This is a genomic window from Azospirillum sp. SYSU D00513, from assembly GCF_017356015.1.
In the GTDB taxonomy this organism is placed as follows: Bacteria; Pseudomonadota; Alphaproteobacteria; order Azospirillales; family Azospirillaceae; genus Azospirillum.
In genome coordinates, this window is sequence record NZ_JAFIQV010000012.1 from 50,653 (window position 1) to 71,210 (window position 20,558).

The following is a 20,558-nucleotide window of genomic DNA, read 5'->3' on the forward strand; positions in this document are numbered from 1 at the left end:
CCTTGCCGTCCGATGGGGTCAGCTCGCCAGCTTCTGCTCCACCGCGGCGTTCTTGATCGCCTTCTGAAGCTTCTCGAAGGCGCGCACCTCGATCTGGCGGACGCGCTCGCGGCTGACGCCATATTTCTGCGACAGGTCCTCGAGCGTGGTCGGGTTCTCGCGCAGGCGGCGTTCCATCAGAATGTCGCGCTCGCGGTCGTTCAGGTTCTCCATGGCCTGGGTCAGCAGCTTGCGGCGCTTGCCCAACTCCTCCCGCTCGCCGAGCGTGATCTCCTGGCTGGCCGTCTCGTCCACCAGCCAGTCCTGCCACTCGCCCTCGCTGTCCGCGCGGAGCGGCGCGTTCAGCGAATGGTCGGGGCTCGCCAGGCGGCGGTTCATGTTGACGACGTCCTGCTCCGGCACGTCGAGCTTGGTGGCGATGGCGTTCACCTGTTCGGGCGAGAGGTCGCCTTCCTCGATGGCCTGCATCTGGCCTTTCAACCGGCGCAGGTTGAAGAACAGCTTCTTCTGTGCGGCGGTGGTGCCCATCTTCACCAGCGACCAGCTGTGCAGGATGTATTCCTGGATGGCGGCACGGATCCACCACATCGCGTAGGTGGCGAGCCGGAAGCCCTTGTCCGGGTCGAACTTCTTCACAGCCTGCATCATGCCGACATTGCCCTCGGAGATCAGCTCCGACACCGGCAGGCCGTAGCCGCGGTACCCCATGGCGATCTTCGCGACGAGGCGGAGATGGCTCGTCACCAGCTTGTGCGCGGCGTCGGCGTCCTCATGCTCCTGCCAGCGCTTGGCGAGCATGAACTCCTCCTGCGGCTCCAGCATCGGAAACTTGCGGATTTCCTGCAGGTAGCGCGAGAGGTTGGATTCGGACGTGATGACCGGAACGCTGGAACGTGACGCCATGTTTTACCCTCTCCGGCGGTTGAGCCGGGGATGGAACCCCGTACTTTCCCGCTCTTCATGGGTGTCCGTGAACACCCTTCGTGGCAAAGATTAACCGACATTGGCAGTCGGGTATAGAACTTTAAACCGATTCTAAACTGCGCAGCAGACCCTGCAAATCCGCGGGCAGATCCACCGTGAAGCGCATGGTTTCTCCGCGCGTCGGGTGGATGAAGGAAAGGCCTGTCGCGTGCAGCGCCTGACGTGGAAAACCAACAAGTTCGCCGCGCTGCGGTTCCGGGAGCGCCGAGGCGAAGGACCCGCCCGAACGCGAGGAACGGCCACGCCCGTAGAGAGGGTCCCCGACCAGCGGATGGCCGGCATGCGTCATGTGCACGCGGATCTGGTGGGTCCGCCCCGTCTCCAGCTTGCATTCGATCAGCGCCGCCGAGCGGCCGAAGGATTTCAGCACGCGGTAGCGTGTCGCGGCGTGCTTCCCGCCGCCGGTGACCACGGCCATCTTTTTCCGGTCGGCGCTGCTGCGCCCGATGTTCGCCTCGATCCGTCCCTCGCGGGGGGAGGGCACGCCCCAGACCAGCGCCTGGTAGGTGCGGCTGAGGCTGCGGTCGGCGAACTGCTCGGTCAGGCCGGCGTGGGCGCGGTCGTTCTTGGCGACCACCATCAGGCCGCTCGTGTCCTTGTCCAGCCGGTGGACGATGCCGGGCCGCCGCACGCCGCCGATGCCCGACAGGCTGTCGCCGCAATGGGCCAGCAGCGCGTTCACCAGCGTGTTGTCCGGGTTTCCGGCGGCCGGATGGACCACCAGTCCGGCGGGCTTGTCGATGACCAGCACGTCCTCGTCCTCGTAGACGACCGCCAGAGGAATATCTTGCGCCTCCGGCTCAGCATCCTCAGCTTCGGGGATGAAAACGTCGAAAGTTTGTCCGAATCTGATCCTCATGGAGGGGTCGGTCACCGTCCGGCCGCCCTCGCGGACGCAGCCCTGTTCCAGCAGCGCCTGCACGCGGGAGCGCGACAATCCTTCCAGGCCGGCGGCGAGCGCCTTGTCCAGCCGCTCGCCCGCGGCCTCCTCGGGCACCGCATAAGTGAGATGTCCGCTGTTGTCGGTGTGCTCGGGCATCGCTAAACCGTTCGTCATTCCTAATCCGCGAGAATGGACCCTAATCCGTGCAGCTCCTAAAGGCACTCGTCGTCATCATGGGCGTGCTGATCGTCGCCGGCTTCTGGATCGTCGGAGCCGAGCTGTACCGCCGCATGAACGATCCCGAACGGCGCGCCGCCACGGCCGTTCCCGCGGTCGAAGCGCCCGCCCCCGGCAACGCACCGGTCGAGGTGCCGCTGGACGTGCCGCCCGGCTCCCGAATCGAGGAGATGCTGGCGGTCGGCAGCCGGGTCCTCCTCCGCGTCACGGTGCCGAACGGCGCCGACCGGATCTACGTCATGGACCCGCGCAACGGCGCCGTCACCGTCACCGTCACCGCCGGCCGCAAGGAAACCGTCCAATGAATCATGACTTCCGCAGCGACAACGTCGCGGGTGCCGCGCCCCAGGTCATCGATGCGCTGGCCGCCGCCTCCACTGGTTCCGCCAGCCCCTACGGCGAGGATGCGCTGACCAAGCGGGTCACCGCGCGTCTGGCGGAGATCTTCGAGACGCAGGTCACCGTCTTCCCGGTCGCCACGGGCACGGCGGCCAATTCCCTGGCGCTGTCGGCCTTGGTGCCGCCCTGGGGTGCCGTGTACTGCCATGAGGAAAGCCACATCCACATGGACGAATGCGGCGCGCCGGAGCAGTTCACCGGCGGCGCGAAGCTCGTCCCGATCGCCGGGCCGGGCGGCAAGCTGGAGCCGGCGGCGCTGTCGGCGGCGGTGGCCAGGGCCGGGATTGGCGTCGTGCACCGGGTGCAGCCCTCGGCCCTCAGCCTGACCCAGGCGACCGAGGCGGGAACGGTCTACCGGCCCGACGAGGTCGCGGCGCTGGTCGAGGCCGCCCATGCCGGCGGCATGGCCGTGCACATGGACGGCGCGCGCTTCGCCAACGCCGTGGCCCGGCTCGGCTGCGCGCCGGCCGACATCACTTGGCGGGCCGGACTGGATGTGCTGGCGCTGGGGGCCACCAAGGGCGGCTGCCTGGCCGCCGAGGCGGTGGTCTTCTTCAACCCGGCGCTGGCCGAGGATTTCGCCTTCCGCCGCAAGCGCGGCGCGCACCTCTTCTCCAAGATGCGCTTCCTGTCGGCGCAGCTCGACGCCTGGCTGAACGACGATCTCTGGCTGCGGCTCGCCCGCCACGCCAACGCGATGGCCGACCGGCTGTCGCAGGGGCTGGCCGCCCTGCCGGGCGCCGAGCTGGCCCATCCCGTCCAAGCCAACGAGATCTTCGTACGCCTGCCGGAGCCCACCATCGCGGCGCTGGAGGCGGCGGGCTGCGGCGTCTACCGGTGGGACGGAAACCTGCTGCGTCTGGTGACCGCGTTCGACACGCCGCAGTCGGCGGTGGACGGCCTTCTCGAAATTGCGGGCAAAGCCGGAAAAAGTGCTTGATCCCCTTCGGCCGGTCCATTACATATCGCGCCACGCCGACGACGTCCCCTTCGTCTAGAGGCCTAGGACACCGCCCTCTCACGGCGGTAACAGGGGTTCGAATCCCCTAGGGGACGCCAACCGGCTCACCGACAAAAGCCCCGCCCAAACGGCGGGGCTTTGTTGTTTTCCGGCACGGTTCGGACCTCGGACGGTTGTATTCACCGTACTGATCCGGCGCCCTGCTTGTTAGGTTGGTCGCCTCGTTGCCTTCAACATCCGGAAGATGGTTGGCCGATCCCTTGCCCATCCTTGAAGACATCGAACAGGACGCCCTGACCGAGCTGGTCAACATCGGGGTCAGCCGCGCCGCCACGCATCTGAGCCGGATCGTCTCGGACCAGGTGGTGCTGTCGGTGCCGGCCCTGACGGTGATCCAGCGCGAGCAGGCCGTCGCCCAGCTCCCCGAGGGCGGGGCCGAGCCGATGGTCGCCATCTGCGAGCGGTTCAAGGGACGCATCTCCGGCCATGCGCTGCTGATCTTCCCGGAGACGAACAGCCTGGAGCTGGTGCGCGCCTCCGTCGGCGACCGCACGCCGCTCCACGAAATCTCCGTGCTGGAGGAGGACGCGATCACCGAGATCGGCAACGTCCTGCTGAACGGCTGCCTGTCGGTCCTGGCGAACTCGCTGCACGAGAGCCTGTCGATCTCCCTGCCGGAGTTCGTGCGCGGCGACGGGAGGAGCATCCTGTTCTCGGGCCGCGTGGGCGCGCCCGACGAACTGGTCCTGTTCGTCCAGGTGGATTTCTCGGTGCGCAGCCGGCAGATCCAGGGCTTCCTGATCCTGACCCTGGACCTGCCCGCGCTTAGCGAATTGAAGATTCTGCTTCAGGAACTGGTGGCCGGCCTGTCCGCCTCCAAGACACCCGCCGGCCACTGAGGACCGCCGGCCGCGGCGGTCAGCGCGTGTTGTGGCCGCTGATCTCCGCGTGCATGGGCTTGGTGTCCTCGAAGCGCTGCTTCTGCTCCGCGCTGGCGTCCTTCTGGTACTGCGCCTTCCAGTCCGCGAAGGGCATCCCGTAGATCGCCAGCCGCGCCTCGTCGTCGGACATCGGGATGCCGCGTTCCTTCGCGGCGGCGAGGTACCATTTGGACAGGCAGTTGCGGCAGAAGCCCGCGAGATTCATCAGGTCGATGTTCTGCACGTCCGTGCGCTTGCGCAGATGCGCGACAAGCCCGCGGAAGGCCGCGGCCTCCAGCTCGATCCGGGTCCGTTCGTCCAGGTTCTGGTCAGACATGCTGTGCTCCGGTTTCTTCGCGTGTGTGTCGGTCACCGATCGGATCGGCGCAGTGTGACGAAGCGGCCGTGCCGGTGGAAGTCCCGCGACGAGCCGCCCTCGAGAATGACGCGCGCCACGGCGTTGCGGTCTTCCACCACGAAGCCCGACAGCGCCTCGATCCCATAGCTGAACAGGCGCGGGGTGAGCGGCGTGCCCGGCCCCACCAGCGCCACCCGCGTCCCGGCCGCGGCGGCCAGAAGGCGGGGCAGGGTGCGGTTGGCCAGCGTGGAGGAGGTCACGGCGGCGGCCTCGGCCCCCGGCAGCAGCCATTCGCCCGCCACCTCCGGATATTCGCCCGGGCCGGGCCTGATCTCCACCACCTGCGCCCTGGGCAGGCGCCGCGCGATGTCCGGGAAGGCGCCGACCACGACGAGCCGCCCCTCCACCCCGGCGAAGTGATCGAGGCCGTTGCCGCCACCCCCGGACAGGCCGTCGTGGTTGTAATGGGCGTTCAGCGCGGCGATGCCGGCCGCGGCCGAGACCGGGTTCCAGGCGCGGGCGGCCTGCCGGGCGAGCGCCGACAGGCTCGTGCCGGCCCAGCTTTCCGGGGCCTGCCGTTCCAGATCCGGCCCTTCCGGATCAGGCGCGGAGGAGGGGCGGGCGGCGAGCCCGACCGCCCCGTCCACCGTTTCCACCATGATCCACTTGCCGCCGAGGACGACGCGGCGCACCTCCGCCTCGCGCACGCCGAGCACGAGATCCTCGTAGAGGCGGTGCGGCCCCCACCAGCGCCACAGCGCCTCCTCGTCGGGCGCCAGAAGGGCCGCGTAGCCGCCGGTGAAGCTCTGCCATTCGTTGAGATAGCGGCTGCCCACGCTGGTCAGGACCGGGATTCCCTCGGCGATGCCCTCCAGCATCTCGCGGGCGAGCCCCTCGCCATGGGCTTCCAGCCCCGCGAACTTGTTGATCACCAGCAGGTCGGGACGCTCCTCCAGGGCGCGGCGCACCACCTGGCTGGCGTCGGCGACGCCTGCCGGATCGACGCGGCAGGCCCGCGATTCGCGCCCGAGATTCTGCGAGATGCCGAAGGAGCGGCCGGTCGCCACGTCCACCAGCTCCATCCGGTCGGCGCAATCGTCGCCGGCCCCGTAATTGCGCTGCACCAGCCCGGCGGTGCGGAAGCCGCGCCGGCGCAGCTCCGACACGAAGCGGTCGAGCAGCCGGTCCACGTCGGATCCGGGGCCATGGACCACGGCGCCGGGACGCAGCGGCGGCGCGAGCACGGGGCGCAGGGTCGCCATGGGAAGGGGGCCTCCTAGCTGTGAAGCGGTGCGGGTGCCGGGGTCGGCCGTCAGCCGCCGCGCCGGATCCGGTAGACGAACAGCTCGCCCCGCGTCTCGTGCCCGAGCAGGGCATTGTCGGTGGTGTTGCAGAAATGCTTGAAGTCGATCACCGAGGCGGGGTCGGTGGCGTAGACGATCACCTCCTCCCCCGGCGCCATGCGGTCGAGCAGGGCGCGGGTTCGCAGGATGGGCAGGGGGCAGTGCAGCCCCTTCACGTCCAGCTCCCTGGCAGCCCTCCTGCCGGTCTCCGTTTCGTCGCCTGGAATCTCGGTTGCCACCGGCGCCGCTCCCTCGCTGCGGGTCTGAACACACGGAATGTCGGGGAACCTTAGCGGGTTCGCGCGGCCTTCTCCAGACGCTTGGCGCGCCGTTTCCGGATCACGCCTGTTGTAGGAGCAACAGCTTTGACCGAACGATCAGGAAGGATCCCATGGCCACAGGGCAACTCGACAAGGTGGTGGTGATCACCGGCGCCTCCAGCGGAATCGGGCGGGCGACCGCCCTGGAGTTCGCGCGCCGGGGTGCCGCCGTGATCCTCGCCGCGCGCAGCCACGCCGCTCTGCACGAAGTCGCGGAGGAATGCATCGATGCCGGCGGGCGGGCGATGGTGGTGCCGACCGACGTCACCGACGCCGCGCAGGTGAAGGCGCTGGCGCAGCGTGCCTTCGATGCCTTCGGCGGCATCGACGTGTGGGTGAACAACGCGGGCGTCATCGCCTTCGGCCGGTTCGAGGAGATCCCCGAGGACGTGTTCGAGCGCGTCATGCGCACCAATTTCCTCGGCGTCGTGCATGGCTGCCGGGCGGTGCTGCCGCATTTCCTCGACCATGGCGAGGGGATCATCATCAACACCGCGTCCATGGTGTCGAACGTCGGGCAGCGCTACGCGACGCCCTATGTGGCGAGCAAGTTCGCCGTGCGCGGCTTCAGCGAATCGCTCCGCCAGGAGCTGGTGGACGAGCCGGACATCCATGTCTGCGTCGTCATGCCGGCGGCCATCGACACGCCCCTGTGGCAGCACGCCGCGAACTACACGGGCCGCGCCATCAAGCCGCTGAACCCGCTCTACGCGCCGGAGGACGTGGCCGCCACGATCGTGTCGCTGGCCGAACGCCCGCAGCGCGAGGTGTTCGTCGGCAACATGGGCCGCATGACCGCGCTGCAGAACGCCGTCGCTCCCGGCATGACCGAGAAGATGATGGCGCACATGATCGAACACGACATGTTCCAGAACCGTCCGGCCCGCGACACCTCCGGCGCGGTGTTGGCCCCCATGCCCGAATATCACGGGGCGAGCGGCGGCTGGCGCGAGCGCAACGGGTTCGGCGACCTCCAGGGATCGGGGCAGGGCCAGGCCTATGCGGGCGGGACCGGCGGCCGGCGGGAACGGCGATTCTCCTGGACCAACCTCGCCCTGTTCCTGATCCCCATCGGGGTCATGAGCGGCATGCCGCGCAATGTCGGCCGGCGGGGATCCTACCGGGGCCAATCCGCGCACTGACGCGAGCTGTCTTCCTCGGTCGAGAATCCCACGAAAAGCCCGGCGAGTGGGCCTCGCCGGGCTTTTCCCGCATATCCGGAGCCTGAGCAGTCAGGCGCCGCCGATGCCCTCGATGAATTTCTCGCCGGTCTTGGGATCGATGTTCTCGGCCGTGCCCGGCGTGCCCGGGGCCGCCTCGTCGCGGTCCGACATCTGGCCGGCGGGTGCGTCGCCCTGCGGGCGTTCGTCGTTGGCCTTGTCCTTCGGAGTATCGGTCATGGCGTCTTCTCCTGTCCGTTCGGGCGCGTGCTGCGGCCTCCAGGGGAGAACAGGCGTGGGGATGCAAGCTCACGGACCGTACCGCGACGGCAGCGCTCCCGCCCACTGGCGGTAAGCCCTTTTCGCGAAGGCCTTCCACTCGCCATTGCCTTGTTTCTCCCTTTGCCTGCGCACGATAAGGAGGGAGCATGACCCAGCACAATGTGACGGACCGCGCCAAGCTGCTGCACGCGCGCGCGCTGATCCAGCATCACGAGCGCAACAACCCGGCGGGGTCGGAACGCATGCGCGGGGCCCGTTACGAATTGGCGGTGAACGCCTCGGACGTGAACGGCGACCGGTGCATGTTCCCGGCCTGCGGCTGCCCGCAGGCGGACTGCGCGCGCCAGCCGTTGTGCCAGCCGCAAGTGACCTGGGACGAGACGAACGCCTCCTGGAAGCTGCTTTAGCCGCTGTTCTCCCGCGCTTGCCCGTTTATTCCCTCCGGGTCCTATCCCGGGCCGCCGAGCCCCCTTCCGACAAGGTTATGCCCGTTTCGCTTCCGGTGTAAGAGGCTGGCGGGACATGGGTAAGGCGCTTTCACGGAGAGACGGGCGGTGCCGGCCGGGTTACGATGCAACTTCACGGTGACGGGAGGGATGCATGAACCCCGGCAAGGACAAGGATGAGCGTCGCGCGGCGTTGATCCGGGTGCGTGACGTCGTCGAGCATTACGAGCAGCACAGCGCCAGCGGCGCGGATCTGATGCGGGGCGTGCGCTACGACCTCGCCGTCCGGGCCGTCGACGTGAACGGCGAGAGCTGCCTCTTTCCTGCCTGCGGCTGTGCCAAGGCGGAATGCGAGAACCAGCCTCCGCGCCTACCCACCGTCGAATGGCGCGGCCCCGTCGCGGGCTGGAAGCTCTCCTGAACCGACACCAAAGTGCTGGGATGGGCTCTAAAGGCTGATTCCCTACTCTGAAAGTGTCGATTTTTGAGGAAAGTTCCAGATCGATCACGTAGGCTGAAGGCACATGCCCCATTGTGTGCCGGTGCCGCCGTGATGATCTCCAATTCGCTCGATGCCATCTCTTCCGGGGACATGTCTCTTGAGGACATGTCTCTGGCGGACATCCTGAACGAGTTGGCGGAGCGGTACCATGTCAGCCCCTACCAGCTCTGCGAGGCGGCGGCGGAGCGCAAGCAGATTCCGCAGGACCGGCTCGGTCTGCTGATGCGCGAAGCGGCGCAACGTCTGCGCCCGCTCGGCCGCGCGGCCTGATTCCCATCCTCTCCTCGCCTCTTTCCGGTTAGCCCCTTCCGACCGGGATTAAGTCACCGCCCAGGCTTGTTCATCTTTATGGAAGCGCGACAGCGAAGCTTCCGAAGACAAGATGGACGCAGGCGGGGACATCATGACCATCCGAAACATCGCCCTGGCGGCTCTGGCGGGGCTCACCTTGTCCGGCTGCGTGGTCTCGGGCCACACCGGCTATTACGGCTATGTGCCGCAGCCGCGGGCCTATGTGGTGCAGCCCGATTACTACTATGCCGAGCCGCGCTATTACGGCGGCGGTTGGCATGATGGCGGCCATGGGCATGGCCGGGGGCCATTGGAAGGGACGCGGCCGCGGCCATCACAAGCACGGGCATTGACGGGGCTGCAAGCGGGCGCGCGGCAGGAACGCCCGCGCGCCCTTACCGGCCGATGAAGCGGCCGAACCCCCGGCTTCCGTCGCCCGTTTCGATGGTGCCGGTCACCGTCAGGCTGTCCACGTCGATGACGCTGACCTCGTTGCTGAACCAGTTCGCGACGAAGACGCGGCGCCCGTCGGGGTGCGCCTGGGCTCCTTCCGGATATTCGCCGACCTCGATGGTCTTGATGACGGCGAGGCTTTCCGTGTCGATCACGGAGACGGTATTGTCCTGCTGGTTGGTCACGAAGGCGCGGCGCCCGTCCGGCGTGACCGCCGGCATGTAGGGCCAGGAACCGACCGGCACGTCGGCGACCCTGGTCAGGGTCGAAAGGTCGATGACGCTGACCGTGCCGCTGACGACGTTGGCGACATAGGCGCGGCTTTCCCGCGCATCGACGTCGATGCCGAAGGGATGGGTTCCGACGGGAATGGTGGCCCTGACCGCCAGCGTCCGCGCGTCGATGACCGAGACGCTGTCGGAGTCGCGGTTCGCCACGAGGACGATGCCCCGGCCGTCCACCACCCGCACCCCCGCCGGCACCTCGCCGACCGCGACCTCCGCGACCGTGTCCAGCGTCGCGCCGTCGAGCACGAGGACGCGCTTGCGGTACCAGTCCGCGACATAGACGCGGCGCCCTTCGCGGTCGGCGTCGATGCCCAGCGGGACCTCCCCGACGGGGCGGCGCAGGTCCACCGAGGCGGTGGCCGCGTCGATGCGGTAGACGTCCTTGCTGTCCGGGTTGGTCACGAAGACCTTGCGGCCGTCGCCAACGGCGACGCCCGCCGGCTTCTGCCCCACCTTGACCGTCGCCACCACCGTCTCGGTGGCCGTGTCGATCACCGACACGGTGCCCTCCGTCTGGTTGGTGACCCAGGCGCGCTGCGCCTGGGCGATGCCGGTCAGGGAGAACAGCAGCAAACCGGCCCCGGCGGCGCAGCGCAGCGTGGCAGAGGGCAGGGCGGGGCGAAGCCGTCGGCCGGCCACCTTACTTCTTCTCGGCGAGCGTCTTCAGGTTGGCGAGGCCGGCCTCGTAGACGCCGCTCACCGCCTTCACGGCGGACTCGTCGTTGTACTTTTCGGGCGGATCGTTGTTCATGTAGCCGCGGTAGAAGGCACCCTGCCATTCCACCACCGAACCGCCATCCTTGCCCGGCTCGACGTCGATGGTCGAGCTGTAGTTGGCGACCGGCAGCACGTCGATGTTCACGTCCGTGATCTTGTACGAATAGCTCATCTTTTCGGCTTCGTACTTGCGCAGCTCCTCGTGGAGCTGGCCGCCGCCCTTGAGAGTCAGCGTGCGCGTGGCCTTGGCGTCGTTGCCGCCCTTGGCCTCGGTCTTCTCGACCGCCGGATGCCAGCTCATGTCATCGAAGTTCTTGATCAGCGCCCAGACGGCTTCCGGCGGAGCCGCGATCTCGACGGATTTCGTCAGCTTCTGGCGGGTCGGGCCATGGGCCTCCGCCGCGAGCGGCGACAGGGCGACGAGCATGGACAGGGCAAGACCGAAGGCTTTCAAAACATCCTCCCTTGATGAGCCGATTGGATTCGGCTTTTCCGCTCCGGCCGGATGGGCCGGGCGAACGGCTTTGGAGGGCGGATGATACAGACGGCCAACCATAGCGTCATTAGGACTTTTTGGCGTTGCGGCAAAAAATGATCATTGCATGCGCAATCATCTTGCCCAGCTCAACGCCCTTATGTCCTCCAGCGTGACGGAACTCAGGTCGGGATGGACGGCCAGCGCGCCGGTGAAATCATCGCCCTGCGTGTAGATGCTTTCCGTGACGATCACGGGGATGCCGGCGGCGCGGGCGGCGCGGACGCCGTTGGTCGAATCCTCCAGCGCGACGCAGCTTTCCGCCGGCATCCCCAGCCGCTCCAGCACCAGGTCGTAGACCTGCGGGTCGGGTTTCTTGCGCGGCGCCTGCTCGGCGCAGGCGATGCAGGCGAACCAGCCCGGCCCCTCGCCGCCGGTGACGGCGTTGAACAGGGCGATCACGTTGGCCTCGGAGGTGGTGGTGGCGACGGCCAACGTCAGGCCGGCGGCGCGGGCCTGCTCGATCAGCCGGGCGACGCCCGGCCGGAAGGGCACTCCCCCGCTTTCCACCGCCGCCGTGTAGAGGGCGGTCTTGCGCCTGTGCATGGCCGCGGCCATCGCGTCGAAGCCGTCCCCGATGCGGTCCGGGTCAGCCTGCTCGGCGTAGGCGCGCATCCGCTCCTTGCCCCCGGAGACCTTCAGGAGTCGGCGGTAGAGCGCGCGGTCCCAGTTCCAGGACAGGCCGAACTCCGCGAAGGTCCGGTTGAAGGCCTCGCGGTGGGTTTCCTCCGTCTCGGCCAGCGTGCCGTCGACGTCGAAGATGATCGCGCGCAACGGCGGGCGCGAGCGGTCCTGTGCGGCCTGCATGATGCCGATCCTCCCGGACTTTGTTTGTTGGAGGCCAGTCTAGCAGCGGAAGGAAGCGCGCGCGATGCTACGAACGGCCGCAGCGGGACAAGTAAGTTTCAGGAAATACTTGCCGGTATGGTGAGCAATTCCTGACAACAGCCTTCGGCGTTCACGGTTTTTGGGGCGCCGTCGCGATCGAGGACAGATCCGTAGCCGGGTCCACGCGGCGGCCTTCCTCCTTCCGCTCGGAATAGCGGTCGGTCAGGGCCGCCGTGTGCGGGCGCAGCAGCACGGTGAAGCGCACCAACTCCTCCATCACGTCCACGATCCGGTCGTAATAGGCGGACGGCTTCATGCGGCCGGCCTCGTCGAACTCCTGGAAGGCCTTGGCGACGCTCGACTGGTTGGGGATGGTGACCATGCGCATCCAGCGGCCGAGCAGCCGCATCGTGTTCACCGCGTTGAAGGATTGCGACCCGCCGGACACCTGCATGACGGCGAGCGTGCGTCCCTGGGTCGGCCGGATGCCGCCCATGCTGAGCGGCAGATGGTCGATCTGCGCCTTCATCAGGCCGGTGATCTGACCGTGACGCTCCGGGCTGCACCAGACCTGGCCTTCCGACCAGGTCGACAGATCCCGGAGTTCCTTCACGGCGGGGTGGTCGTCGCCGGGCACCTGATCGGGGAAGGGCAGGTCGGACGGGTCGAAGATTCGCGTCTCCGCCCCGAAGAAGCGCAGCAGCCGCGCCGCTTCCTCCACCGCCAGCCGCGAGTAGGAGCGCGGCCGCAGGGACCCGTAGAGCAGGAGGATCCGCGGCGGGCCGTCCTCCGCTCCCGTCCCCGTCCCCAGCCCCGCCGCCGGCCGTTCCCGAGCGTAGAGCGGATCGAGCGCCGGCAGGTGATCGGGGTCGGGCAGGTCGCGCAGTCTTGCGGAAGTGGGGCTCATGGAAGAATTCTCCGGCGGTGTGTCGGGCGCGGATGATAGCCCAACATCCCGCCGGAGCCTTCCCGGACTTTACACCCCGGCGGGCCGCGGCGGGACCGCACGGCTGGGCCGGGGGACGAGGCGGAGCAGGACCCAGCCGGCGATGCCCGAGACGATGGACCCGCACAGCACCCCGACCTTCACCGCGTCGGAGAGTTCAGGCTGCTGCGGGAAGGCCAGCCCGCCGATGAAGAGGCTCATGGTGAAGCCGATGCCGCAGAGCAGCGCCGTTCCATAGAGCTGCATCATGGAGGCGCCGGCCGGCGTGTCGGCCCAGCCCATCCTGATGGTCACCCAGGCCGTGCCGAAGACACCGATTTGCTTGCCGATGAACAGGCCGAGCGCGATGCCCAGCGGCACCGGGCCGGTGACGGCGGCGGCGTCCATCCCGGCGAAGGACACGCCGGCGTTGGCGAAGCCGAAGATCGGCACGATCAGGAAGGCCACCCAGCCGTGGATCGCGTGTTCCAGCCGGTGCAGGGGCGATTCGAGATCGTCGGGTGCCGCCGGGGCTGGGCGCAGCGGGATGGTGAGCGCAAGCGCGACGCCGGCCAGCGTGGCGTGGACGCCCGACAGCAGCACCGCCGCCCAGAGCCCCAGCCCGATGATCAGATAGGGCCAGAGCTTCTCCACCCCGGCGCGGTTCAGGCCGATGAGTCCGGCCAGCAGCACCGCCGCCAGCCCGAGCGCCGGCAGCGACAGGTTGCTGGTGTAGAAGATCGCGATGATGATGACGGCGCCGAGATCGTCGATGATGGCCAGCGCCGTGAGGAAGACCTTCAGCGAGACGGGCACCCGCGGCCCCAGCAGCGACAGGACGCCAAGCGCGAAGGCGATGTCCGTCGCCGCCGGGATGGCCCAGCCGGCCAGGGTTTCCGGCGTCCCGGCGTTGAAAAAGACATAGACCAGCGCCGGGGCGGCCATGCCGCCCGCCGCCGCCACGCCCGGCAGGATCCGGCGCGACCAGGTGGAGAGCTGGCCGTCCAGCATCTCCCGCTTGATCTCCAGCCCGACCAGCAGGAAGAAGACCGCCATCAGGCCATCGTTAATCCAATGCCCGATGCTGAGCCCAAGCACGTAGCTGTGCAGCGTGTGGAAATACGCGTCCGACAGGGGAGAGTTCGCGACAACCAAGGCAAGCGCCGCCGCCGCCATGAGGACCAGCCCGCCGGACGCCTCGTTGTCCATGAAGTTGCGGAGCAGGGAGAGGGGACGCCGGGGCGTTTTTGTCTGATGCGCTGTCATCGGTACCTTTCGTTCTTTTCAGGACATCGTCGGCGTTCGGTTGGCACCCCTTCCCCCAGGACGTGCTGAGACGGCTTCGGGTTCCGCGCGTGTGCGGCCCCCGGCGGCTGGTCAGGCCGTGCCAAGCTCAAGCCGAAGCTTGGCGGATTTTACATAGGAATGCCGCGCGCGCTTGTGAAATCGGGCGCGGGTGCGACGGCAAGGCATTCCGGAGGAGATTAGGGGCGGATCAGACGCCCAGAAACCCGCCCGACTGGCGTTCCCACAGCCGGGCGTAGAGGCCGCCCCGGGCGATGAGGTCGTGGTGGCCGCCGTCCTCCACCACCTTGCCCTGCTCCATCACGATCAGCCGGTCGAGGGACGCGATGGTGGAGAGGCGGTGGGCGATGGCGATGACGGTCTTGCCCCGCATCAGGGCGGCGAGCTGGCCCTGAATGGCCGCCTCGACCTCCGAATCGAGTGCCGATGTCGCTTCGTCCAGGATCAGGATGGGGGCGTCCTTCAGGATGACGCGGGCGATGGCGACGCGCTGGCGCTGGCCGCCGGACAGCTTCACGCCGCGCTCGCCCACATGCACCTCGTAGCCGCTGCGGCCATTCGGGTCCTTCAGGCCGCGGATGAAGCCGTCGGCCTCCGCGAGCCTTGCCGCGCGGACCATCTCCTCCTCGCTCGCGTCGGGGCGTCCATAGCGGATGTTGTCGGCGATGGAGCGGTGCAGCAGGCTGGTGTCCTGGGTGACCACCCCGATGGCGGCGCGCAGGCTCGCCTGGGTCACCGACGCCACGTCCTGCCCGTCGATCAGGATGCGGCCGCCCTCCAGGTCGTGAAAGCGCAGCAGCAGGTTGACCAGCGTCGATTTGCCCGCACCCGACCGCCCGACCAGCCCGACCTTCTCCCCCGGCCGGATGTCGAGGTTCAGCCGCTCGATCACGCCGCTGCCCTTGCCGTAATGGAAGCGGACGTCCTCGAACCGGATGGCGCCACGTTCAACCCGCAGCTCCGGCGCGCCCGGCCGGTCCTGCACGGCGTGAGGGCGGGCGATGGTTTCCATGCCGTTCTGCACGGTCCCGACATTCTCGAACAGCGAGGTGATGGTGCGCAGGATCCAGCCGGACATCTGGGTCAGCCGGATGATCAGGCTGGTCGCCATGGCGATGGTGCCGGCGCTGGCCGTGCCGGACAGCCAGAGATGCAGCGCCAGCCCGACCGTGGCGCAGATCAGCAGGCCGTTCAGCACCGTCAGCGCCACGGTCATGTCGAAGATCGCTCGCATCAGGACGCGGTACGCCTGGAGCTGCCGGTCCATCCCGGCGCGGGTGAAGGCGTCCTCCCGCTCCGCATGGGCGAAGAGCTTCACCGACAGGATGTTGGTATAGCTGTCCACCACCCGGCCGGAGAGGGAGGAGGTGGTCTCCGACAGGGCCGCCGACTTGTGCCGGACCGGCGGCACCATCCGGGCGATCACCAGCCCGTAGGCGACGACCCAAACCAGCACCGGCAGCATCAGCCGCCAGTCGAGCGTCGCGAACAGCGCCACGGTCCCGACCAGGAAGGTGAGCAGGAACCAGACCCCGTCGATCACGTTCACGACCGATTCGCGGACCGCCGCCCCGGTCTGCATCACCTTCTGCCCGATGCGGCCGGCGAAGTCGTTCTGGAAGAAGGACAGGCTCTGCCGCAGCACCCAACGGTAATTCTGCCAGCGCACGCGGGTGGTCAGCCCCGGGACCAGGGTGAGGTTGATCAGCCCGCGCGAGCCCAGCACCAGCAGCGGCCGCAGCACGACCGCCAGGAAGGCCATGCCAGCGAGCGCCGCGCCATGCTCCGCCAGGAAGCGCTCGCGCGGCGTGGACTGCACCCAGTCCACCAGCAGCCCGAGGAACCAGAACAGCGCCAGCTCCGTCACCGAGGCGAGCCCGGCGACGATGAGCGTGCAGATCAGCAGCCCGCGCGCCGGGTTCAGGAAATAGCCGTAGAAGGCCGCGGCCCCCGGCGGCGGCTGTGCGATGTCGGCGCGGGCGAAGGGCTCGAACAGCCGTTCGAAGAGGGCGTGCATGAGGTGCCGGACCGAGTGGGGCGGGATCAGCCGGCCGATGCGACCAGATCCTGGTATTCCGGGTGCTTGCCGATGTAGCCGTGGATGAAGGAGCAGCTCGGCACGACCTTCAGCCCGCGCCCGCGGATGTCCTCCAGCGTCTGCTTCACCAGCCGCGACCCCACGCCCTGGCCGGACAGCGCCTGCGGCACCTCGGTGTGGGTGAGGTTGATGGTGTCGCCCTGAAGCACGTAGTCGATGAAGGCGGTGGTGCCGTTGACGGTCATCTCGTAGCGGTTGGCGGCGCTGTTGTCGGCGAAGTCGGTCACGTGGTCCTCACTTTTGGCGTTTCGTTGGATGGCGTTTCATTCGATTGCGGGGCAGAGCATGGCACCTCGGCGCCGGGCTCGCCACCCGGCGGTGCCGCCATGGGGTCCTGTCGATAACCGGATTGACGGGCGGATGCTCACGCGGGGATCGTCGTCTCCCCGGCGCCACGGCGACGGGCAGAAGCAGTGTGAACGGGGACTCGCTGGCCGTGGGAGTTGGAGACAAGACGCCGCTGGGGACGGGCTCGTGGGAGTCCGCGCCCGGATATCGGCATTGAGTTCGATTACGCCATGGCCGCCCGGCGCGAAGACGGCGCCATCGTCCTTTCGGATCTACCTCACGCGGCGTTCATACACCTTCCTCCAAGGGGGGAAGGCGGCGGCGACCGGATGGCGTCGCTCGGCCATTGAGCGCGAAGAAATCGGCCGTCAGTAAAGGGTGGACACCAGCACGAGGCACAGGGTCACCACCCCGGCGGCACCCCACAGCAGCGTCTTCGATTCCGGCTCGCGCCCGTGATCGCGCAGGTAGGCGACGGCGTAGGGCAGCATCAGCTTCAACAGCACGAAGCCGGACACCAGCAACCCGAGCTTCAGTCCCGCCGGCCCGCCAAGCCCATGGCCCCAGAGCGGCGCGCCCAGGATGATGGCGAGGTTCAATCCTTTCCATCTGCTCTTCTTCGCTGCGATCATCCGCCCGGCCCTATCCCAATCGTTCGTTTGGCAAGCGGATTGATTATAGCCATATCCGGGGCCGCGTGGAGGAATTTTCCAGGTATCCCCTGTCGCTTTCCCGCAGGGCGCAAGAAGGAGGCCCTTCCAGGCTCCCGTTTGTTAAAGTCAATTCATAGCGTCGCCGTTTCCTGCTCCAGATCGGATTGAAGCGCCATTCGTGTTTTGACGGACAAGGACGGGCCAGCAAGGGGGCATACTCCGCATTCGCCCATCCTTGAATGACAGCGAGCCCTTCGGCATCCACGAAAAATTTAGGCAAGGCACCCGCGTTCCGGCCCCTCCGACGAGGCGCCTGTGAACAGGCTTCCTCGCCGGGCTCAAGTCCCTCGGCCGACCTCGTACTTCTCCTTAGCCCTTACAGCGTGAATGGTCGATGCCGGCAGGTCGTTCGCCTGAGGCCTATCTCAACACATATTCAGCCAACAACGCTTGCAGGCCATACACATTCAGCGATTTGTTGAAGGTCTTCTCAATCGGCTTTTCGGTCCCGGAGATCCAAATTTTCAATTCAGCATCGAGATCGAAAGTTCCGGACGTTTCGATGCTGAAGTGGGTGATGCTTCGATACGGAATGGAATGATACTTGACCTTCCTTCCGGTGATGCCTTGCTTATCCACAAGGATCATGCGCTTGTTCGTGAAGATGAACAAGTCCCGGACTAGCTTGTAAGCTCGCTCAACGGTTTCCGAAGGCGCTAGAAGAGTGCCGTACTCTTTTTGAATGTCGTCAGATGTTACTTCTGATGCATGACCAAGCAGCGCATCAAATAAACCCATGATCGAATTCTTTATGGAGGAGGGTAAGGCACCACGGGCGGTGAACCGCGCGTTACCCCATGCTGTTGGCCACATGCCTCGTGCGATGACCACCACAGCGAGAGTACCAGATCCATAAAGCTAGCAGCATTCGAACTTAAGGTGAGCCAGGGGATCTATCCCTAGCATAAATGTATATCGCTATGCCCGGAGCGCTTCGATAAAACCTTCAAGGATCATGCTGGTGATGGTGCCGGAGAACGACTGGTAAAGCACCTGAAAAATTGATCAACCGGCAAACGACCATGATATGCGAGATGGGCAAGCGCTTTCCAGACGTTACCAAGAAAGCTGCGGCAACTTAAGAGGAAAATGTCGACGCTTTAAAGGGCTAAAATATGCTTGAGCCAGCCTTTGGCTTCTTCCGAGCGATTTCGCGCGGGGGGGCTATATTTGGGCCTGTCTCGTAAAGATGAAATCTGGCCCCCAAAGCTTCGTTTCAGGGCGGCTAAACCCAAAAAAGAAGGATTTGAAAGGCGCTTGTGGCGGATGGGGTGTCTTCCGAACTAAGGGTTTTCTACGTTCGTCGATGTTCGCGCACGCTTGCCAAACCCCTGTAAAACCGCCATTCTTTGCCCGCCACAGTTCGCGAGCGTTCACACGCACCCGCATTGAAGTGTGGGACGCTGTGTGGGACGCTTCGGTTCGACGGAGGGGTGATGGGCAAGCGGTTGACGGCCGTTCAGGTGCGAACCCTGAAGGAGCCGGGGCGGTATGGCGACGGCGATGGCCTGGCGCTGGTGATCGCCGGGGACGGGTCCCGGAAGTGGGTGCTCCGGATCCAGCATGAGGGAAAGCGCCGCGACTTCGGGCTTGGCTCAGCCTCCGGCGTGTCGCTGGCGGAGGCCCGGGAAGCGGCCGACACCTTCCGCAAGCAGGTCCGGAATGGGATCGACCCGACCAAGCAGGTTGCCGAGGAGGCCGCGCCGGAACCCCAGACCCCGACCTTCAGGGACGCCGCCCTCCAGGTTCTGAAAACGCATAAGCCATCCTGGAAGAACTCCAAGCACGGCAATCAATGGCTCGCGACGATGGAGGCCTATGCATTTCCCCTGCTCGGGGACCGTCGTGTGGACGAGATCACCAGCGGCATGATTTGCGACACCCTCGTGCCGATCTGGCTCAAGATCCCTGAGACGGCCCGGCGGGTGAGGCAGCGCATCGGGACCGTGCTGGATTGGGCGCACGCGAGAGGCTACCGGCCGGCAGAGGCGCCCATGCGGAGCGTATCCAAGGGCCTGCCGCGCCAGCCGAAGACCAAGGAGCACTTCCCGGCCATGCCCTGGCAGGAGGTGCCGGCCTTCATCACGGCTCTGCGCGAGACGCCCAAGGCCGGCGAGGTGGTAAAGCTGGCGTTCGAATTCCTGATCCTCACGGCGGTGCGCTCCGGCGAGATGCGCGGCGCGGTCTGGTCGGAAATCGACATCGAGGGGCGGCTATGGTCCATCCCGAAGGAGCGGATGAAGGCCACCAAGGCGCACGTCGTGCCGCTGTCCGACCGAGCCGTGGAGATCCTGAAGCAGGCGCAGGAACTGCGCACGTCCGAGGCTCCGGCGACGCTGGTGTTCCCCGGCGCAAAGCTCATCAAGCCCATGTCCGACATGACGCTGACCATGCTGCTCCGGCGCATGGAGACCGGCTGCACCGCTCACGGCTTCCGCAGCTCGTTCCGAGACTGGGCGGCCGAGTCGACCAACTTCCCGCGGGAGGTGGTGGAGGCCGCGCTTGCCCATGCCGTCGAGAGCAGGGTGGAGGCGGCCTACCTGCGGTCGGACCTGCTGGAGAAGCGGCGCCGGCTCATGGATGCCTGGGCCGGCTTCTGCGTGCCGAAGGGCGGAAAGGTCGTGCCGATGGCGCGTCGGAAAGCCTGAGAGATTTGCCCGGCTCGACCGGGCACCGAGACCGGCGGGGATAGGATGGCCCCCGACAAGCGCAGCACTCCGCCTGCGCTTCCCCGCCGGACCTGAATGCGGAGATGCCCAGCGGAGAGGCAATGAGCGACAAGGCTTATCACTTCGATAAAGCGCTTCATCTGTACTATGAATTAGTAAGTGCGTTAGGCCACAATGGCGCTAATAGTGTTTGGCAGGCTGTTCTAGAAACTCAAAAGCTCAAAGGTAATGCGCATAGCCTATTTAAAAAACCAGGCAGGCCGAGAGGGGCGCGAAACTATAATGATCTTGAGATGTATTGGATGTGCAATAGAATAAGGACCGAAAGGCCGGATGAGCCATTGCACAGTGTGTATAAGGAAACAGCAAAGCACTTTTTCGATTTAAAGGGAAAGAAGGCTGGGGCTAGTGTTGATGCCATAGCGAAGCGCCTATCTAGAGGATATGCGGAATGTCTTGTACATGAGGCCATGGCTTATCTTGACATGAATGTTATCCATCCTGGTCGCGTTCATCCCGATCGGTTGCAATGGTCCCGTGAGCTTCTTCGTAAGCACTGGAGCAGGCGAGAAAGCAGAGACAAGGACAAAAATCCCGAGCGAGTTAAAGTCCACGGCGTTCCGTGATTGTTCGTGCGAGTCTTCTCTCGTTCGC

General features: G+C 66.5%; 25 protein-coding genes and 1 tRNA gene. 11 read left to right on the top strand and 15 right to left on the bottom strand.

All coding sequences use genetic code 11. The annotated features are described in order from the left end of the window. Nucleotides 1-18 precede the first annotated feature (18 nt). On the bottom strand, nucleotides 19-903 hold the full coding sequence (gene rpoH, locus JUB11_RS11165; RefSeq protein ID WP_207458611.1) for an RNA polymerase sigma factor RpoH: 885 nt from the start codon (nucleotides 901-903) through the stop codon (nucleotides 19-21). 121 nt (nucleotides 904-1,024) lie between these two features. Next, nucleotides 1,025-2,041, bottom strand: a complete 1,017-nt coding sequence (locus tag JUB11_RS11170; protein ID WP_207458612.1) for an RluA family pseudouridine synthase — start codon at nucleotides 2,039-2,041, stop codon at nucleotides 1,025-1,027. 29 nt (nucleotides 2,042-2,070) lie between these two features. On the opposite strand from JUB11_RS11170, the gene JUB11_RS11175 reads away from it, so the two are divergent. The 4 genes from JUB11_RS11175 (at nucleotide 2,071) to JUB11_RS11190 (ending at nucleotide 4,363) form a co-directional block, all read left to right on the top strand. After that, a complete protein-coding gene (locus tag JUB11_RS11175) occupies nucleotides 2,071-2,409 on the top strand; it encodes a hypothetical protein (RefSeq protein ID WP_207458613.1) in 339 nt (112 codons plus the stop codon). Beyond that, nucleotides 2,406-3,443 carry a low specificity L-threonine aldolase gene (locus JUB11_RS11180; RefSeq protein ID WP_207458614.1) on the top strand — a complete coding sequence of 346 codons (1,038 nt, stop codon included), beginning with the start codon at nucleotides 2,406-2,408 and terminating at the stop codon, nucleotides 3,441-3,443. Before JUB11_RS11175 ends, JUB11_RS11180 begins: the two co-directional genes overlap by 4 nt. A 43-nt stretch (nucleotides 3,444-3,486) precedes the next feature. Then, nucleotides 3,487-3,562, top strand: a tRNA-Glu gene (locus JUB11_RS11185). Between the two features lie 162 nt (nucleotides 3,563-3,724). Continuing rightward, nucleotides 3,725-4,363, top strand: a complete 639-nt coding sequence (locus JUB11_RS11190) for a chemotaxis protein CheC (RefSeq protein ID WP_207458615.1) — start codon at nucleotides 3,725-3,727, stop codon at nucleotides 4,361-4,363. A 19-nt stretch (nucleotides 4,364-4,382) separates the two neighbouring features. Here JUB11_RS11190 and JUB11_RS11195 read toward each other — a convergent pair whose 3' ends face one another. The 3 genes from JUB11_RS11195 to JUB11_RS11205 are packed head-to-tail and all read right to left on the bottom strand — an operon-like array spanning nucleotide 4,383 to nucleotide 6,324. Next, nucleotides 4,383-4,706: a DUF1244 domain-containing protein gene (locus tag JUB11_RS11195; protein WP_207458717.1), complete on the bottom strand. Its 324-nt coding sequence runs from the start codon at nucleotides 4,704-4,706 to the stop codon at nucleotides 4,383-4,385. 47 nt (nucleotides 4,707-4,753) lie between these two features. Continuing rightward, the gene (locus JUB11_RS11200; protein WP_207458616.1) at nucleotides 4,754-6,004 is read right to left on the bottom strand and encodes a DUF2478 domain-containing protein; all 1,251 of its coding nucleotides are present in this window, start codon (nucleotides 6,002-6,004) and stop codon (nucleotides 4,754-4,756) included. Between the two features lie 50 nt (nucleotides 6,005-6,054). Beyond that, the gene (locus JUB11_RS11205) at nucleotides 6,055-6,324 is read right to left on the bottom strand and encodes a sulfurtransferase TusA family protein (protein WP_348771410.1); all 270 of its coding nucleotides are present in this window, start codon (nucleotides 6,322-6,324) and stop codon (nucleotides 6,055-6,057) included. 152 nt (nucleotides 6,325-6,476) lie between these two features. On the opposite strand from JUB11_RS11205, the gene JUB11_RS11210 reads away from it, so the two are divergent. Next, nucleotides 6,477-7,547, top strand: coding sequence for an SDR family oxidoreductase (locus JUB11_RS11210; RefSeq protein WP_207458617.1), 1,071 nt, complete (start codon nucleotides 6,477-6,479; stop codon nucleotides 7,545-7,547). A gap of 90 nt (nucleotides 7,548-7,637) precedes the next feature. Here JUB11_RS11210 and JUB11_RS11215 read toward each other — a convergent pair whose 3' ends face one another. Further along, the gene (locus tag JUB11_RS11215; RefSeq protein WP_207458618.1) at nucleotides 7,638-7,805 is read right to left on the bottom strand and encodes a hypothetical protein; all 168 of its coding nucleotides are present in this window, start codon (nucleotides 7,803-7,805) and stop codon (nucleotides 7,638-7,640) included. A 188-nt stretch (nucleotides 7,806-7,993) separates the two neighbouring features. On the opposite strand from JUB11_RS11215, the gene JUB11_RS11220 reads away from it, so the two are divergent. From JUB11_RS11220 to JUB11_RS11235, 4 genes are all read left to right on the top strand, one after another. Further along, entirely contained in the window at nucleotides 7,994-8,254 is a 261-nt protein-coding gene (locus tag JUB11_RS11220; RefSeq protein ID WP_207458619.1) for a hypothetical protein, read from the top strand. A 193-nt stretch (nucleotides 8,255-8,447) separates the two neighbouring features. Further along, nucleotides 8,448-8,714, top strand: coding sequence for a hypothetical protein (locus JUB11_RS11225; RefSeq protein ID WP_207458620.1), 267 nt, complete (start codon nucleotides 8,448-8,450; stop codon nucleotides 8,712-8,714). A 186-nt stretch (nucleotides 8,715-8,900) separates the two neighbouring features. After that, on the top strand, nucleotides 8,901-9,065 hold the full coding sequence (locus tag JUB11_RS11230) for a hypothetical protein (RefSeq protein WP_207458621.1): 165 nt from the start codon (nucleotides 8,901-8,903) through the stop codon (nucleotides 9,063-9,065). Nucleotides 9,066-9,198: 133 nt separating this feature from the next. Further along, a complete protein-coding gene (locus JUB11_RS11235; RefSeq protein ID WP_207458622.1) occupies nucleotides 9,199-9,495 on the top strand; it encodes a hypothetical protein in 297 nt (98 codons plus the stop codon). On the opposite strand, the gene JUB11_RS11240 is transcribed toward JUB11_RS11235, so the two are convergent. The 9 genes from JUB11_RS11240 to JUB11_RS11280 all read right to left on the bottom strand — a co-directional run bounded on the left by JUB11_RS11240 (nucleotide 9,482) and on the right by JUB11_RS11280 (nucleotide 18,069). Next, nucleotides 9,482-10,465, bottom strand: coding sequence for a PQQ-binding-like beta-propeller repeat protein (locus JUB11_RS11240; protein ID WP_207458623.1), 984 nt, complete (start codon nucleotides 10,463-10,465; stop codon nucleotides 9,482-9,484). The genes JUB11_RS11235 and JUB11_RS11240 overlap by 14 nt on opposite strands. 1 nt (nucleotide 10,466) lies before the next feature. Further along, nucleotides 10,467-10,997, bottom strand: coding sequence for an SRPBCC family protein (locus JUB11_RS11245; RefSeq protein WP_207458624.1), 531 nt, complete (start codon nucleotides 10,995-10,997; stop codon nucleotides 10,467-10,469). A 156-nt stretch (nucleotides 10,998-11,153) separates the two neighbouring features. Further along, nucleotides 11,154-11,885 (bottom strand): HAD-IA family hydrolase, encoded by a 732-nt coding sequence (locus tag JUB11_RS11250; protein WP_207458625.1) that lies wholly within the window; start codon nucleotides 11,883-11,885, stop codon nucleotides 11,154-11,156. A 151-nt stretch (nucleotides 11,886-12,036) separates the two neighbouring features. Beyond that, the gene (gene arsH, locus JUB11_RS11255) at nucleotides 12,037-12,813 is read right to left on the bottom strand and encodes an arsenical resistance protein ArsH (RefSeq protein ID WP_207458626.1); all 777 of its coding nucleotides are present in this window, start codon (nucleotides 12,811-12,813) and stop codon (nucleotides 12,037-12,039) included. A 69-nt stretch (nucleotides 12,814-12,882) separates the two neighbouring features. After that, complete coding sequence (gene nhaA / locus JUB11_RS11260; protein WP_207458627.1) at nucleotides 12,883-14,097, bottom strand: Na+/H+ antiporter NhaA; 1,215 nt, start codon at nucleotides 14,095-14,097, stop codon at nucleotides 12,883-12,885. A 229-nt stretch (nucleotides 14,098-14,326) separates the two neighbouring features. After that, nucleotides 14,327-16,153, bottom strand: a complete 1,827-nt coding sequence (locus tag JUB11_RS11265; RefSeq protein ID WP_207458628.1) for an ABC transporter ATP-binding protein — start codon at nucleotides 16,151-16,153, stop codon at nucleotides 14,327-14,329. 26 nt (nucleotides 16,154-16,179) lie between these two features. Then, entirely contained in the window at nucleotides 16,180-16,461 is a 282-nt protein-coding gene (locus tag JUB11_RS11270; RefSeq protein WP_348771411.1) for a GNAT family N-acetyltransferase, read from the bottom strand. 429 nt (nucleotides 16,462-16,890) lie between these two features. Next, the gene (locus JUB11_RS11275; RefSeq protein ID WP_207458629.1) at nucleotides 16,891-17,154 is read right to left on the bottom strand and encodes a hypothetical protein; all 264 of its coding nucleotides are present in this window, start codon (nucleotides 17,152-17,154) and stop codon (nucleotides 16,891-16,893) included. Nucleotides 17,155-17,595: 441 nt separating this feature from the next. Further along, nucleotides 17,596-18,069: a PH domain-containing protein gene (locus tag JUB11_RS11280; protein WP_348771412.1), complete on the bottom strand. Its 474-nt coding sequence runs from the start codon at nucleotides 18,067-18,069 to the stop codon at nucleotides 17,596-17,598. A gap of 602 nt (nucleotides 18,070-18,671) precedes the next feature. On the opposite strand from JUB11_RS11280, the gene JUB11_RS11285 reads away from it, so the two are divergent. Beyond that, nucleotides 18,672-19,883 carry a site-specific integrase gene (locus tag JUB11_RS11285; RefSeq protein WP_207458630.1) on the top strand — a complete coding sequence of 404 codons (1,212 nt, stop codon included), beginning with the start codon at nucleotides 18,672-18,674 and terminating at the stop codon, nucleotides 19,881-19,883. A gap of 122 nt (nucleotides 19,884-20,005) precedes the next feature. Beyond that, nucleotides 20,006-20,530 (top strand): hypothetical protein, encoded by a 525-nt coding sequence (locus JUB11_RS11290; protein ID WP_207458631.1) that lies wholly within the window; start codon nucleotides 20,006-20,008, stop codon nucleotides 20,528-20,530. The last annotated feature ends 28 nt before the right edge of the window (nucleotides 20,531-20,558 follow it).